Here is a 15,766-nt window from a genome sequence, read left to right on the forward strand (position 1 = left end):
ATAAAATAACGTGGTTTATCTTTTTTATTGTCCTTATTTGCAACAAGCGTAAGACATTATACAAATGACATTTAAATTTCACATTAAAAAAATAACAGCTTAATCACTGATGGATAAGCTGTTCTCTATATTTCTTTGGGGTGACCCCATATTTACTTTTGAAAATACGATAAAAATAACTTATATTATCGTAGCCGACTTGTTCCACAATTGTAGTTATCGTCACATCCGGATTTCTTAGCAACTCTTTTGCTTCCCTTAAACGTTTTTCCTGTAATAATTCCTTAAAAGTACGGCTGGTGACTTTTTTTATATTTTTACTTAACCGATAATGTGGCTGATTTAAGTTACTTGCTAGCTCATACAATGATGCATCCTTAAAATGTTCATCTATATATTTTAACGACTCGATAATTAGTTCGTGTTCCATTAAACGATCATTTTGCTTAGCAATTTTATCCGAGTGCTTAATCAATTCAATCATTAACAAACCCATATACAATTTAATAGTTGATTCAGACAAAACGGAAGGTTCCATAATTTCTAAGATTATCTTATGGACTAATTCTTGAATGGATTCTACCTCAGATACGGCGAAATATAAAAATTGGCCGTTATTGGTATGATTAAACAAACTGTTAATTAAGAAATCACCAATATCATTTTCTACATTATCCGCTGCTAAGTAAGAAAATATATACTCAAAGAATTGTGGCTGAATAATAAAATTAATGACAATATCCTCACGATCACAAGCCTTAATTTCATGTTCGATATATTGATTTAACAGTAACAATTCACCTTTTCTTAACACGATGTCTTCATTACCTACTTTTTGATTTAATTGCCCGTTATAGACATAATTAATTTCAATGTAGTTATGCTTATGACGAGGAAAATCAACAAATCTTGTATGTTTTCGAACCATTATTGATGATTTATTATCTAAAAACTTTTCACTTTCAATTATGAAACCTGACTGGTCGGTATAAATATCCTTTTTCACTTGACTGTCCCTTTGTAAAATAGCCTTTTCTTCATCTGTTTCAACTAATAACTTCTGAAATAAACGGGAAGACAAAAGCTCCCCTCCTTTTGCTATCTTTTTATTTAGTATAACATGACTGAGTTTAAGCGTTGTCATATTAGTAATAGAAAAAAATAAACACAACTAATCCGTTAAATTAGTTGTGCTCGTCTAGTAGTCTATCAATCACTATTACTTTTAATCAAATTGGAAATATTTCTTCGCATTATAGTAGGATATTCCTTCAACTATTTTCCCTAAAGTATCGATATCCTCTGGAACTTCTCCACTTTCAACCCATTTTGCGATAAGTGAGCATACTAATCTCCTAAAGTATTCATGTCGTGGATACGATAAGAAACTTCTTGAATCCGTCAGCATACCAATAAAACGACTAAATACTCCGATGCTTGCTAGTGTTTGCATCTGGTCGAGCATTCCTTGTTTTGTATCGTTAAACCACCATGCCGTTCCAAGTTGAACTTTCCCAGGAATTCCTCCTCCTTGAAAACTACCAATCACAGAAGCAATTGTGTTATTATCTTTCGGATTTAATGAATATAAAATAGTTCTAGGGAGCGCATCTTCCTTTTCGAGTGAATCTAATAGACTCACTAAAGGCTTAGCAATTACCTCATCATTCATCGCATCGTATCCCGTGTCAGGACCTAATTTTTTATACATTCTGGAATTATTATTACGAAAAGCATTGATGTGAAACTGCATAGCCCAATCAAATTTAGCATAAAGCTTACCTAAAAATGTTAATGTGTAGGATTTAAATTTTTTCTCATCGATTTCAGATACTTCATTTCCATTTAAAGCACGTTGAAACAACTCTTCTACTTCCTGTTTGGTAGCGTCCGCATACATCATTGTATCAATTGCATGGTCCGACAACCTGCCACCGATAGAATGGAAAAATTCAACTCTTGATTCTAATGCATTTAAAAAGTCATCATAGGTTCCAATCGTAGTTTCAGAGACTGTTTCTAATGATTTTAACCAATCCAAAAATCCATCACGATTAATTTCTAATCCCTTGTCAGGACGAAAGCTCGGAAGAACGTTGACCGCAAAGTCTGTATCTTTTTGTAACTGAACATGATAGCTTAGATTATCTACTGGGTCATCTGTCGTGCAGATTACTTCAACATTTGAGCTCTCAATCAAACTACGAGCACCAAACTTCCCACTCGTTAACTTTTCGTTAACTAACTCCCAAATTTTTGGTGCCGACTTCTCATTAAGAATATCGTATATATCAAAAAAACGTTGTAGTTCTAGATGAGTCCAGTTATACAACGGATTACCAATAAGCATTGGTACTGTTTTTGCCCAGGCTAAAAATTTGTCGTAGTCACTTGCTTCGCCTGTAATATATTCTTCTTCGATTCCATTTGCACGCATTGCACGCCATTTATAATGGTCGCCATTTAACCAGATTTCAGTGATGTTTTTAAACGTCTTATTTTCAAAAATCTCTTTCGGACTCAAATGGCAATGATAGTCGATGATTGGTAAATCCTTCGCATAATTCAGATAGAGTTTCTTAGCAAGTTCAGTTTCCAATAAAAAGTTTTCATCCATAAATTTACTCATTCTACACTTCCTCTCTTTATTACTTACAAACCTAGTAGTTCAACATGCTTTCCAATATGTTTAACTAGTGCTTGACGATATACATCTTCGTTTTCATTTAGTGTTCTGAAAAATTCATCTTTAAATAAGAAATTCCCTTGAGTATCTTCTGCCGTTAACAAGATTCCGTAGGTAACGTGAAATAGCTGACGAGCAGCATCATTATCCATGTATTCGGTTAACTTTTTATCCGCTACATTTTCCAAAGGTAGAATTGAATCCAAGTCTGGGGTTACATGATAATACTTCAATGCTTCATCGAAGCGTTCAAGTGCATGGACGTGCATTCTACGATATAAGTCAGGGTTGGTATCGGCAATCACTCTGACCGCTTCAAGCCAATTGGTCCCAGCAGTTTTGATATGAAGTACCCCGTTTGTATATTTTCCAATAATCGGAAATACACTGAATTTATCACTACCAGAGTGAATACTCAATTTATATCCTAAAAATTCAGCGATCGTTGCATGTTCTTTTAGTTCCTTTTCGAATTGAGTAATATCCCCTATATAGTCAATTCCCTTTTGAAATTCACCACAAAATCTCGGGGCAAGACTCGTTACATGTACACCTCTTCTTTTTAATTCATTCGCTACAAAGAAATGAGCAGCAGGAGAAGTAACTGTTTCAGTTTCGTCAATCGAAATCTCAAAATCAATTTCCCTGCCCGCATTAAGGATATAAGTTTTGTACACATGTTCTGTATAGTCAAGCGCTTCGCCGTACAGTAATGCGTTCTTCATCACCTCTAGCTGATTATAGTGAACCTCAAGACCATTCACGTCAAACTGTTTATCAAAATAATGCTCTTTGTAGTAGGCCTTAGTTTTTTCAGGTAGCCCCTGATATTCTGATTGAACCATTTCTGTTGATGCTGCTTCCATATCATTTCTAATTTGTTCCGAACAATCCAATGTTAAAAAGGAAATTCCAATTGAGAGTGCATATTCAATATCTTTTTCTTCTTTAATGTGATCGCCATCTGCTCCATATCCGTCCTTGTAACCTTCCTGAAATACCGCAAAAGCAGCTGCGTCTAAAATATCTTCCATCGTGCGGTTTGTAAGTGTTAATTCACGAATACTTTGCTGAGCTAAAATTGGTTTAATCTCATGCCCTTTAATTGTCTCAATGTGTCCTGGAGAGGCATTGCCTAATCGATCCCCTAATCCCATTGTCGCTATCTCAGTACCAAAAGCTTTTGGTACTGTATAATCAAAATAACGATTTAAGACAAGTCGATTTTCATGGGATAGCGGACACACTTTTTTATTCGCTTGTTCTTCGGATCCATTAAGGTCATGATATAAACTACCGTCACCTACTGCTAAAATCCATTTATCCTTTTGGTCGTTCACCATAACTAATGTATCATTCTGATATTCTGCAAAAGATGTTTGATAGACTTTCACTTCCACACTCGAAGTAGCAATATTTCCTTCAGCTAATGAATCAAGCACTGTATGTAAATGTTTCATACTTTCACAACCTCTCCCTAAAATAATAATTTTTGTATCGCTTTTATAAAATAAAAAATAAAATCAACCACTACTTAGCTACTGTTAATTCCCCATTATTTTCAGCGATTTCAATAAAAATTGTCCGCTCGTCTGGCGTTTTATTTGGTGAATGGAGTGTGAGTTTAAGCTGATCATCAAATGTATGAAATAACATCCCATGTCCACCATCTTTAAAATAAATTGGCTGTTGATCATGCTGCCACGGCCCAGTGATTTTTCCAGATACAGATCTCGAAATTCCTTGTGCATATATATTGTTGACGAAGCTTGCCCAAAGCATCAGGAGATCTCCATTAGAAGCTTGAAACATAAACGGTCCATCGGTAACATAATTATTTTTCGGTTTTCTTGTTTTATGCTCAAAAGATGTTGGCCAAGGCGCCTCAGACGCGCTAAATAATACTTGCGGCTCACCAATTGTTGTAACGAGATCCTCAGATAGGCGAACAGCACATATTTGGCCATCCTTAACTTGGACCCATTCATGACAAAACACCATCCAAGGTAACCCTTCTTCATCTACATGCAAGGTACCATCAAGCGAAAACCAATCCTTCGGAGTGACAGGTCCATCACTATGCGGTTTAAAAGGACCTGTTAGCTTGTCAGAAACTAGAATTGCTGTCCCTCGTTTGTTATTATCTTTACGTAGAAATGTGGCAAACATATAATATAATCCATTATATTCATGAACTTCAGGAGCCCAAAAATTTTCATCAGAATAAAATGACTCATCAGGCCGAAACACTTGATATGGGCCTTGCCAGTTTTCTAAATCTTCACCAATATAGACATCAAATCCTGTCCCTTTTCCCCAAATATTCTTATCTGTACTACCGAACAAGTAATAGTTACCACTTTTTTTATCTGGAAACACAAACGGATCACGAATTTGAATCTCTTCAGTTTTCATTCTATCTCCCCCTTCTATTTGTTTTTATAAATTACAGAATTGGTTTTAGACCTTCCCATTTAACCGACCATGTACCATCAGCTGGAAATCCCGGTGCATGCTCATCTTCTTTTCCTTTCCAACCACATGCCATCATCGCAACAGCAGTTAACAAACCTCCATTACCAGGTAGGTAAGTAGTTAGTTGTGGACTTTGATAATTATGTCCATTTGGTAGATAGGTGTTTTTAGTTAGGTCCATTAATAAAAAGTCAACTGCCATCTGACCTTCACCAAGCCTGGCAGCAGTCATTGCGCACATAGGAAAGTCCCATCCCCACGCCGATTGCCAATCCCATTCCCGGCAAACCTTGTTTAACGTATTTTTCATAACCTCAGTATCGATTAACGATCCAGGTAAAATCCCCATCGCCCCTACCATTGAAGGATGATCATGGTTATACTTTGTAAACGTATCGGGACAGTTTTCATGTGCTAAATATACACCATCAGCTTGTGGTGGTTTTGCCATGGATGAAGCGACTTCTATCCATTTTGAATCTGGTACTTCATTTAATCGTTCCATCCACTGTATTGCAATCTCTAACCCGAACTTCCAATATTCTAATTCATACGGTGGATTAAGACTGTCCTCTGGCTTATGATTTTCTTGAGCAGGAATTAAAGGCGGTCCCAAATCATAGGCGTTTTTTTGCTCATTCCATTCTGCGAATGAAACCATAAAATTAGCTGTTTCTATAATAATTTCTTTCCATCTTTCTAAAAGTGTGTCGCTTGTATTAGCTTGATAACATAGCTCTGCCATCGCGATAGGGTGCGGCTGTTGCCATATCAAGGCTGGGGCAATTGGAGAAGGAGTCTGCTTTCCGTCCACGCCTACCATCTTCGGCCATCTCGCTCCTTGATATCCTTGTGAATCTGCAAGTTCTATAGCCTGTGGTAGGATTGTTCCGTACCAATCAAGACTTTTCGCAAGAATATTTCCACGTCCCCATAAAGGAAATTGTGCTCCATGCCACCAGTGCATCTCCAAATGAAACTTGCCAAACCAGCTATTATACATGTAACCCGTTTCTTGCGGAGGAACAGATCCACCACTATGAATCTTGGTTAAATACTGGGACAATATTACTCTTCTTTCTAATTCATTTGCACGCTTATCAGTACTATTAGAAAATTCAACAAATGCCCCGTCATTCCAAAAATGCTGCCAGTGTTTTTGGCTCGCTAGTTGAATTTCTTCAAAAGAATCAGTCGTTGGAATCTCTTCTGAAAAACTTACAGTAAATATGAACTGTTGACTTTTGGTGTCTGGCGAAAGAATAAACTCATGATCATTAGCATGATCAAATGACCCTTCAGACCAAGAACAATTCACATAATACCCATCCTGATCCATTGTTCTTTTGATTAGAGCCGAATGATTCTCTTTAACATCAATACAAGATTGATGTCTGGTAGAGTTACCATAATCCGGGAAAATTGATTGCTCCCATTTCCGTGAGGTCATATCTGGTGCAGAAAAGCGAATTACAACTTTTAGTCTCTCTAATTCTATTAACGGGGAAACTACTTTCACTCCGATTTGATCAGAATTTGGATGACACATCGTTGTTACTTTGACCGGCTGTCCCTCTAAGCTAAAACGGCTATCTATAACACCTTCAAAGAGATTCAACGTTTGATTAACCTCTTCTAAATCGGTTACTGCAGCCTCGTTGTTGTTTTCTTTTAACAACCTGAATGAAACTTGCCCCAATTGTAGTCGATGTGGATTTTGTCTTAACCAATGATAGGCATCATCACTTCCATCCGGATGGAGTGGGTACGCAACCTCACGTCCATGGGAATTCATTTTTTGAAATGTAATATCTTTATCATCGTATAAATCATGATTATATGTATAATGCCATCCCCACTGAGATTGTGTGCCCAGCGGTGCTTCATATTCTTTAGGAAATGTTTGTAATCCTGTTATATCAGCAGAAAATGCAAACTCTCCGTTACCCACAGATAAAGGCGATAAAGGTTCGAGCTTTGTTATGTTTGGATGATGTTTTTCAACGATTTTCTTTCTATCTATCATGGAAATCACCTCAATATTTTTGATTATGATAGTTTAATAAATTTATTATTATTACGTTAGCATTTATTTAAATAAATGCTAACGTAATCAATTTTTCCTTGAATTTTTCGAATTGATTTAATAACGAACTAACCCATCTACTTTTACCGGTAGTTTTGTTTGTAAAGAGATATTACCTGCTATTCCAGTTAGAATTGATGTAGCACCATCGATATGAGAAGCAGCACGATTTAAAGGGTCCTCCACTGGTGTGCCAAAAAGATCTTGCAACATAACCGGATCCCCGCCACCATGACCTCCTAATCCTTCTTGGACTTCTACTTCATAAGGCTCACCAAACATCGGCAAAACTCGAATTGATTTCGTCTCTAACTTACCTTCATCACTTTTTGAGCCACCAGAGTTAATATACGATTGTTCCCGTACTTGAACTTCGATCCTTCCTTTACTACCATTGAAAGAAACGATATAACCTTCCCAAGGTAAATAAGCATTAAGAGAGTAATTTAAAATAGTTTTATTTTTGTAAGTAACCATTACCCCTAATGTATCTTCAATATTAATTCCATCTCCGAACACACTTTGATCACGCTGATATCCATCGTCTTTTTCAGCATCCAAATACATCGCTTTTAAGTGATCATTGTCTTCTAAATGAAGTGCAAATGGATCATCTTTCGCAAAATCATTTCCGTATGCTCGTTGATAAAGATTCGTTTCTCCTCTTAATTCGGCATTTTCTTTCCCATAAAACCTCAATCCACCTGTAGCGTAAACAGTATCCGGAACAGTATTTAACCAGAAATTAACTAGATCAAAGTGATGAGTAGATTTATGAACTAACAGACCACCGCTGTTTCGTTTATCACGATGCCAACGACGGAAGTAATCTGCACCATGCTGTGTATCTAATGCCCACTCGAAATTTACCGAGAATACATCACCAATTACACCATCTTTGATTAGCTCTCTAATTTTTGTGTTGTGTGGAGCATAGCGATAATTAAAAGTAACACGTACTTCCTGACCAGTTTTATCAATTGTATCAATAATTTCTTGCAACTTTTCTGCATCTGTAGTCATTGGTTTTTCTGTTACAACATTACAACCCATTTCAAGGGCTTTAATTATATATCTATGATGTGTTCTATCTATTGTTGTGACAATAACAATATCCGGTTGCTCCTGCTTAATCATTTCTTCAAAATCACTCGCTAAGTAAGTATTAATACTTGGATGATCATATTTTTCCGTTAATAATTTGTTAGCGTAGTCAAGCCTTGTTTGGTTGACATCGCAGAAAGCAACAAGATTACTAGTTTCTTTAAAATCTTTAACAATTGCTCCATAAAAAAACTCTGCTCTCCCACCCGTACCTATTAGAACGTACTTTTTTTTCATAGTTACCATCTCCCAATTTGTATTAGCAAACTGATATTATTTCGCTTCAGCTACTTCTTGTACCTTTTCACCAATTTTTGCATCTATTTTCTTGAATAACTGGTATGCCAACAACATTATAATGTAGGCAGGAAAACTAATACCAAAAAACAAGATGGACGCTGGAAAGGTATATATAAGATAAAGAGCCATACCTGCACTTACTATCATTATTAGAGTTATCTGTGGATATGCCACACTTATTAATAAAGAATACTTAATATATTGTAATTTCTTCATATTGTAATGGACGTATAATGGAAAGAAATAGAGTACGACCATTAAATAAAGAATAACAAATACAATTAATCCTACTTTTAAAAAGGTGTATATCCCTCCTGATGGTAAGTGAGTAATGTCAAAGTATAAAACATATCCTATTACGACCAGGATGGCTCCTAGAATAGTCGATTTGAATAGTTCCTTGCGAAAAGTTCGCCAAAATGTTTTGAAAATAGGAATCTCCTTGTCTCCCTTAACCCACTTTTGAAGAATGGTGAAAAGAGAAACAGTAGCTGGCATAATACCAAAGACCCCTAAACCCAATAATGTAAATAGTACCCAAAGAAAGTTAATATAAGCCATCTTGGTAATAGCATTACTTATTTTTAATATTTGACCTGTTAAACCTTCTATACCCATTTCAGACTAACTCCTTTTAAATAAGGTGTTGATTAAACGAATAGTCTATTAGTACTTTTTTAATACTCTATTGACATTAGAATTTTTACATTATTTATTCCTTTTCTGTTTTATGATGAAATATTTCTTAACTGAAAATAATAATGTAATTGACATGTATGTTAAATGGATATTTAACCTTTAAGTCCGGTTGTTGCGATTCCCTCAACAATTTGTTTTTGAAAGAAGAAGAAAATTGTCATAATTGGAATTAGCGATAAGACAGACATTGCAAAAAGTGCGCCCCAAGACGAACTACCTTCAGAATCCAAGAATAATCGTAGACCCAATGGAACTGTAAACTTATCCGTTGAAGTCAAATAAATCATTTGACTAAAGAAGTCATCCCATGTCCACATAAAAGTAAAAATTGCTGTTGTAAGTAATGCAGGTACTGCAAGTGGTAAAATAATACGTAAATATATACGTATTGGACCGCATCCATCCATCGTTGCACTTTCATCTAGCTCTTTAGGAATACCTCTAAAAAACTGAACCATAAGAAAGATGAAAAAACCATCAGTTGCTAATAGTTTAGGAACAGTTAGCGGTAAAATAGTATTAACCCAATCTAAACTATGAAATATTACATATTGAGGTACTAAGGTAACGTGTGTAGGTAACATAATTGTGAATATCATCAAAGCAAAGAATGTCTTTTTCAAAGGAAAATTCATTCTAGCAAAAGCATATGCGGCCATTGAACATGTCACTAGATTACCTAGCATTGCAATTACACTAATGACAAATGAATTCTTAAAGAACAATCCAAATGTTACATCCCCTACGGCTTGCCAACCCTTGATATAGTTGTCAAAAGTAACTTCTTTTGGCCAAAGTCCTGGATCAGAAAAGATTAAATACTCAGGCTTCAAAGAACTAGAAACCATCCATACAACTGGATAAAGCATTACCAATCCAAAACCAAGGACAAATAAATGTGTGATTAACTTCTTGAAATTTAGTGAATTAGTCATTTTAATCCCTCCGTTATCAGTCTCCATAGTGTACCCAGTATTTAGATGTAAAGAATACTACAGCTGTTAATAATCCAAGGAAAATCAAGAGTAACCATGCCATCGCTGCAGCAGTACCCATATCAAAGTATGAAAATCCTTTCAGATATAATAACAATGTATAAAACATCGTGGAGTTTGATGGTCCACCTGTTCCCTCACTTACAATAAACGCAGATGTGAACACTTGGACTGACTTAATCAATGTCATAATCAAGTTAAACAATAATACTGGAGTTATTAATGGTAGTGTAATAGATTTGAATTTTCTAAAAGCAGTTGCACCATCAACCGAAGCAGATTCATATAGCTCCATAGGAATTTGTTTTAAACCTGCAAGAAAAATTACCATAGAGGAACCAAACTGCCATACAGCAAGAGCGATCAGTGTGTACACAGCATAATTAGGGTTAGATACCCAACCTTCCCCTTGAATGCCAAACCACGCTAGAAAATCATTAATAAGACCATCCAAACCAAATATGTTTTTCCATAGTATAGCGATTGCTACACTTCCTCCAAGTAATGAAGGTATGTAATAAATTGTACGGTAAAAACCTAACCCTCTTAATTTTTGGTTTAATAACACTGCAACTAATAATGCGCCTAGAAGCTGTAACGGAACGCCAACAATTACAAATACTAAAGTTACCTCAACCGACTTTTTAAAGACTCTGTCGCCGAATAAATCAGTATAGTTACCAATCCCAATCCACTCAGGAGAAGTTAATAGATCATAGTTAGTAAAGGATAAATATAAGGAACTTATCATCGGTCCAAGTACTAACCCTATTAATCCAATTAACCATGGTAGTAAGAATCCATAGGCTATAAGATAGTTTTTTTTCGCTTGAAACACCTCTTCCACTCTCCTTCACAGTGATTCATTACAATTTAGTTTATGAGCTCCTCCTCTATAGAGAAGGAGCTCATTTTATGTCTATCATTTATGCTATTATCTGCTGACTATATTACTCTCTATTATCATCTAGTATAGAGTTCAACTCTTCCCAGTAATAATCCACACCGTCTTCAATAGAGGTTTGTTCAAAGAAAATCTCTTCTCCAATTGATTTGAATACAGCTTGTGTTTCATTATAGCCTGGCAAGTTAGGTACAAACGGCGAGTCATTAGTTGAGCTGACAAAATCAACATAGGCAAAAATTGCTTCATCCAGCTCATTGGCGTTTTCTATTAATGTTTTTCTAATTTCCGAATTAACAGGTGCCCCTCTGTCATTGCCTAAAACGGCAGCTGCTTCTTTATTATTAACAAAGAAATTCAAGAATTTAGCTACTTCTTCTGGATGCTCTGTTTCTGAATAACCAGCAAAATATTGACTAGCTCTTAACGAAGCACCATGGTTCCCAAGATCATTATAAGGCGGGTTATGAAGTACTATTTCATCTTCTGTAGCTCCAGCGTATGCACCCAATTGGTTACTTGCTCCAAATTCGATTGCTACATCACCTCTAACGATTGATGACTGTTCTGGTGTTTGTGATGATTCCGCTTGAATTTCTGGTGGTACAAGCCCACCATTGTCACTAATTCCTACCCATAATTCAAACCAGTCTTGAACATCCTGTTTTTCAATTTGAAGAACTCCATCTTCATGAAGGACTTTATCGTTTTGGTCAATATATACTCCAAATCCATCTTCTCCGAAGTATTGCGTTCCATATACACCGTCAAGAGATTCAGTGATTTCTGCTGTTATTTCGTTGAAGTCATTCCAAGTCCAGTCTTTACTCGGCATTTCGACTCCTGCTTCCTCAAACTTAGTTTTATTCAATAACAATCCAAAGGCATTACTTCCTAAAGTCACACCATAAAGTTCATCATCAAATGTTGCCGATTCTAACATTTTTTTATCATGTAAACTCACATCTATTTCTTCACCAAGGAATTGGTTTAAAGGTAATACCACATCCCTAAGAACATAGTCATTTAAATTTCCACCATATTGAATAATATCTGGCGCATTTCCAGCAGCAAATTGGGTGCTTAACTTGTCAAAATATCCATCAAAACCAGAATATTCTGTTTCAATAGTAACATGTGGATTTTGTTCTTCGTACATTTCAATTACCTCTAATGTACGTTCGTGTCTATCTTCGCCACCCCACCAAGCGATACGAAGATTAACATCACCTTCTTCTTCGGAAGCGTTTTCAGATTCTTCATTAGAAGAATCGTCTGAAGTATCTCCACTTGACGTGTCTTCATTAGACGCATCCTCCGAATCAGCACACGCAGATAGAACTAATACAAAAGAAACCATTAATAACATTAACAAAAGTGTTTTTTTCATCCTAATATTCCTCCTTAAAAATAATCGCAAGTAAAAGTGAAAGATAAATTTGTTAAATTTGTACAAAAGTTCAAAAATAAAAGCCCTCAAAATTATTAGCACACCAATATCAACCTAACAAGACAACAAGTATTTAAATAGTTCTTCCAGAACCACCACCTTTCATTGAATGTCAAGAAACTCTAATAAATAGATAGCGTTTTCATTTTTTGCTTTAAAATAACAACGTTTGAATTTTAGTTTATATTATATGTATATACTTATTTTCAATTTGACTTCGAATAGTAAAAATATTCTGTTTGTATTTGTAGTTTTATGTTTGTTTGTTTTTATATTATCACTTAATTCTGACGCAATCAACGCATTAATTATTATTTCTAACAAAAAAATCCAAATTAAACCAATAAATAACAACTTTAGTCGTTTTCATCTTTTGAATATTCAATAGTTTCCTGATTTATCTACAAAACCAAAACAAAACAAATATTAACGTTTGCAAACAATAAACATTTGTTATAAAGTTAGCTATTTAAAACAATAGCACATATTCTTTCTCTTCCTATTCGAATTGTAACAACGTTGTTAACTATATACTAGAACATTTTCTAAATTATAGCAACCGCTTTCAAAATAATTAATATTACCTAATATATGAAATATATTAAATATATTAATGAAAGCGTTGTTATTTTATGCTACATTATATTAAGATTAACAATACATTTTTAATGTCAAATTTAATAATGAATGTTAGGTGATCATGTTATGAATATTACAATAAAAGATATTGCTGCTATTGCTGGAGTCAGTTATTCTACCGTATCAAAGGCGTTGAATAATAGTTCATTAGTCAAGGAGGATACAAAACGTAGAATTATTGAACTTTCCAAGGATATGGGGTACGAACCTAATTTTGCCGCACAGCGTTTAGTTAGCAAAAATACGAAGGTTATTGGTTTAATCTGGCCAACAATTGAAAGAACTGTTCTAGCAACATTGGTAACAAAAATTAGTAATGAAATGGCCAAAACACTTTACTCGATGATTTTATCTGTGGATTCGATTCAAAAATCAATGGAGACATTCAAAAAATTTCAGGTTGATGGAATTATTCTGTTTGAAGAAAATATATATACTGAAATAAACCCAAATACCATTCCAATGATTTCATATGGTGTATCTGGAGAAAGAAATTCACACTATCCAATCATTGATGCCAATCATAGTCAAGCTATGGATGATGCAATCCATTATTTATATGAACTTGGCCATAGAGAAATTATTTATATTGGAAATATATCTCCTATCGATCCACTTCAAATGGAAAAATTTGAAGGTTTTAAGAATGCAATGAAAAAGTATGGAATTACATATAACAACGATAATATCATTAATACTGGAGGATTGGACTGGTACCATGGTTACCAAGCAGTTGATGAAGTACTAAATCGCAAAGCCTTACCGACAGCAATAATAGGTGGAAGTTATGAAATTAGCGGTGGTATTATCCGTTGCCTAAAGCAAAATAATGTTCATATTCCTGGTGAAATTTCTGTCATCAGCTATGATAATATTCCGCAAATGGCTCATCTAGAAATTCCTCTAACTTGTATTGGTGTATCTGTTGAAGATCTTGCAGTAGAAATTGTCTATTCTGCTATCAAACTAATTGAAACAAGCAATGTAAATACAGAAATCAAGAAATTGACTCCTACGCTTGTAGAAAGAAAATCTTGTGCTCCTGTAAAAAAGTGATTTTTTAAATGAGACAAGATAACGCAATGCTTTTTTCTCCTGTTTTTAAACTGTTGTTGCTTAGAATCGACAATACTAGACTCCTATTTACCCCTTAACATAGATTTAAAAGAAGGATAATAGTTTGAAAGACTTCTTATGTCTTACTAATACAGAGGATGGCTCTATGATAGTTCTTCACGAAAATAAAAAATAACGGGTTCAGGTTAACTGCTCGTTGATATCCATAATAGACTCACTTTAATGTAAACGTTAACAAATATGTCATACTATTTTTCAATTAAACGTGATATACTATAAGTGTAAGAAAGAGGAACACGAAATTCCCATCCAATCTTTCTTGCCGTTAACATTGCAGGAGACTCAACCATCCTAGTTAGTTTCGTTTTAATATGTTTTAAGTAAAACTAGGAACAATGTCGGACGATTTAAAAATGACGAAAGCAAGGTGTTTATTACCAATTGACTTTCTGATTTAATCGTAGAAATCTAGTGAAAGTAAATCCACTAAGATCGTTACAACCTGAAGTGACTCTGAAGGAACATCAATACTTTAAGAATTTTAAAACTGATACAAATGCTTTGTCTAATGATCATTTACCTAAAGATAATTGATTAACTAATCAATCAACCTTTAGAAATGAAAATCTTGATATCAGTTAATGCTTTATACGGGGCAAACTTAAATGTGAGATGTGAATTCGATGAACTCTAGTGTAAACGAAAAGCATTATAATTGTGGAGCTAAAGCTAGTCAAACCGGCCATTTCGAATATGAGTCTTTAGTAAAAAAGAAAAGCTTTATCAGGTGGAATCAGTATCCTTATTCACGGAACTGACACATATCCTGACAGTTAGACACTTCTCACTGGCAGTCATAATGACTGAAACAATGATACGTTGTATCAGAAGTGTTCTTAAAAGCCAAAAATGGGATAGAGTTATAAAAAGTGACAAACCTTCCCCATTAGGATGTGTAATGGTTGGGTCCCCTGCACTGTTAACAAAAAGCAATCCAGTTAATCAATAATTGACTGGATTGCTTTTTTGTTTCATTAATAAGCTTGGTCAACGGTTTAAAATCACACTACTTGTTAAGGTAATAACGATCCAATTGAATCCCCTAGTGAATCTAAAAAATTCCAGAAAATAAGAACATATTAAGAAAGTGGCCACACTAGCTGAAAGAGGAAAGATTTAATCGTCTAACGAATAAGTGCAAGTGACATGCTGTTCCGTTAGGTGGGAAAATTCGAGATCTAGCTTACAAAAATGTTATCATTTCATTAAAGAAATAGCTGCAGTACATTTGATCAACATTACACCCAATCTGCTCCCTTTATCTATTTCGCTATTTATAAACTAGCGCCTT

Annotated in this window: 11 protein-coding genes; 1 reads left to right on the top strand and 10 read right to left on the bottom strand. The window is 34.9% G+C overall.

All coding sequences use genetic code 11. The features are described from left to right. Nucleotides 1–103: 103 nt before the first annotated feature. The 10 genes from LD272_RS14845 to LD272_RS14890 all read right to left on the bottom strand — a co-directional run bounded on the left by LD272_RS14845 (nucleotide 104) and on the right by LD272_RS14890 (nucleotide 12,639). Nucleotides 104–1,081, bottom strand: a complete 978-nt coding sequence (locus LD272_RS14845) for an AraC family transcriptional regulator (RefSeq protein ID WP_226037406.1) — start codon at nucleotides 1,079–1,081, stop codon at nucleotides 104–106. A 144-nt stretch (nucleotides 1,082–1,225) separates the two neighbouring features. Beyond that, a complete protein-coding gene (gene uxaC / locus LD272_RS14850) occupies nucleotides 1,226–2,629 on the bottom strand; it encodes a glucuronate isomerase (protein ID WP_226037407.1) in 1,404 nt (467 codons plus the stop codon). Between the two features lie 23 nt (nucleotides 2,630–2,652). Then, nucleotides 2,653–4,146 (bottom strand): tagaturonate epimerase family protein, encoded by a 1,494-nt coding sequence (locus tag LD272_RS14855; protein ID WP_226037408.1) that lies wholly within the window; start codon nucleotides 4,144–4,146, stop codon nucleotides 2,653–2,655. Nucleotides 4,147–4,216: 70 nt separating this feature from the next. Next, nucleotides 4,217–5,101: a glycoside hydrolase family 43 protein gene (locus LD272_RS14860; protein ID WP_226037409.1), complete on the bottom strand. Its 885-nt coding sequence runs from the start codon at nucleotides 5,099–5,101 to the stop codon at nucleotides 4,217–4,219. A gap of 31 nt (nucleotides 5,102–5,132) precedes the next feature. Continuing rightward, entirely contained in the window at nucleotides 5,133–7,187 is a 2,055-nt protein-coding gene (locus LD272_RS14865) for a glycoside hydrolase family 65 protein (RefSeq protein ID WP_226037410.1), read from the bottom strand. A gap of 117 nt (nucleotides 7,188–7,304) precedes the next feature. Beyond that, on the bottom strand, nucleotides 7,305–8,588 hold the full coding sequence (locus tag LD272_RS14870; protein ID WP_226037411.1) for a Gfo/Idh/MocA family protein: 1,284 nt from the start codon (nucleotides 8,586–8,588) through the stop codon (nucleotides 7,305–7,307). A 36-nt stretch (nucleotides 8,589–8,624) separates the two neighbouring features. Next, nucleotides 8,625–9,269 carry a YesL family protein gene (locus LD272_RS14875; RefSeq protein ID WP_226037412.1) on the bottom strand — a complete coding sequence of 215 codons (645 nt, stop codon included), beginning with the start codon at nucleotides 9,267–9,269 and terminating at the stop codon, nucleotides 8,625–8,627. Nucleotides 9,270–9,442: 173 nt separating this feature from the next. Then, nucleotides 9,443–10,285: a carbohydrate ABC transporter permease gene (locus tag LD272_RS14880; protein WP_226037413.1), complete on the bottom strand. Its 843-nt coding sequence runs from the start codon at nucleotides 10,283–10,285 to the stop codon at nucleotides 9,443–9,445. Nucleotides 10,286–10,301: 16 nt separating this feature from the next. Continuing rightward, nucleotides 10,302–11,183: a carbohydrate ABC transporter permease gene (locus LD272_RS14885; RefSeq protein WP_226037414.1), complete on the bottom strand. Its 882-nt coding sequence runs from the start codon at nucleotides 11,181–11,183 to the stop codon at nucleotides 10,302–10,304. A gap of 112 nt (nucleotides 11,184–11,295) precedes the next feature. Beyond that, a complete protein-coding gene (locus LD272_RS14890) occupies nucleotides 11,296–12,639 on the bottom strand; it encodes an ABC transporter substrate-binding protein (RefSeq protein WP_226037415.1) in 1,344 nt (447 codons plus the stop codon). A gap of 765 nt (nucleotides 12,640–13,404) precedes the next feature. On the opposite strand from LD272_RS14890, the gene LD272_RS14895 reads away from it, so the two are divergent. After that, nucleotides 13,405–14,394, top strand: coding sequence for a LacI family DNA-binding transcriptional regulator (locus LD272_RS14895; RefSeq protein ID WP_226037416.1), 990 nt, complete (start codon nucleotides 13,405–13,407; stop codon nucleotides 14,392–14,394). Nucleotides 14,395–15,766: the final 1,372 nt, after the last annotated feature.

Origin of the sequence: Aquibacillus saliphilus (assembly GCF_020404745.1) — a bacterium.
GTDB classification, from domain to species: domain Bacteria; phylum Bacillota; class Bacilli; order Bacillales; family Amphibacillaceae; genus Aquibacillus; species Aquibacillus saliphilus.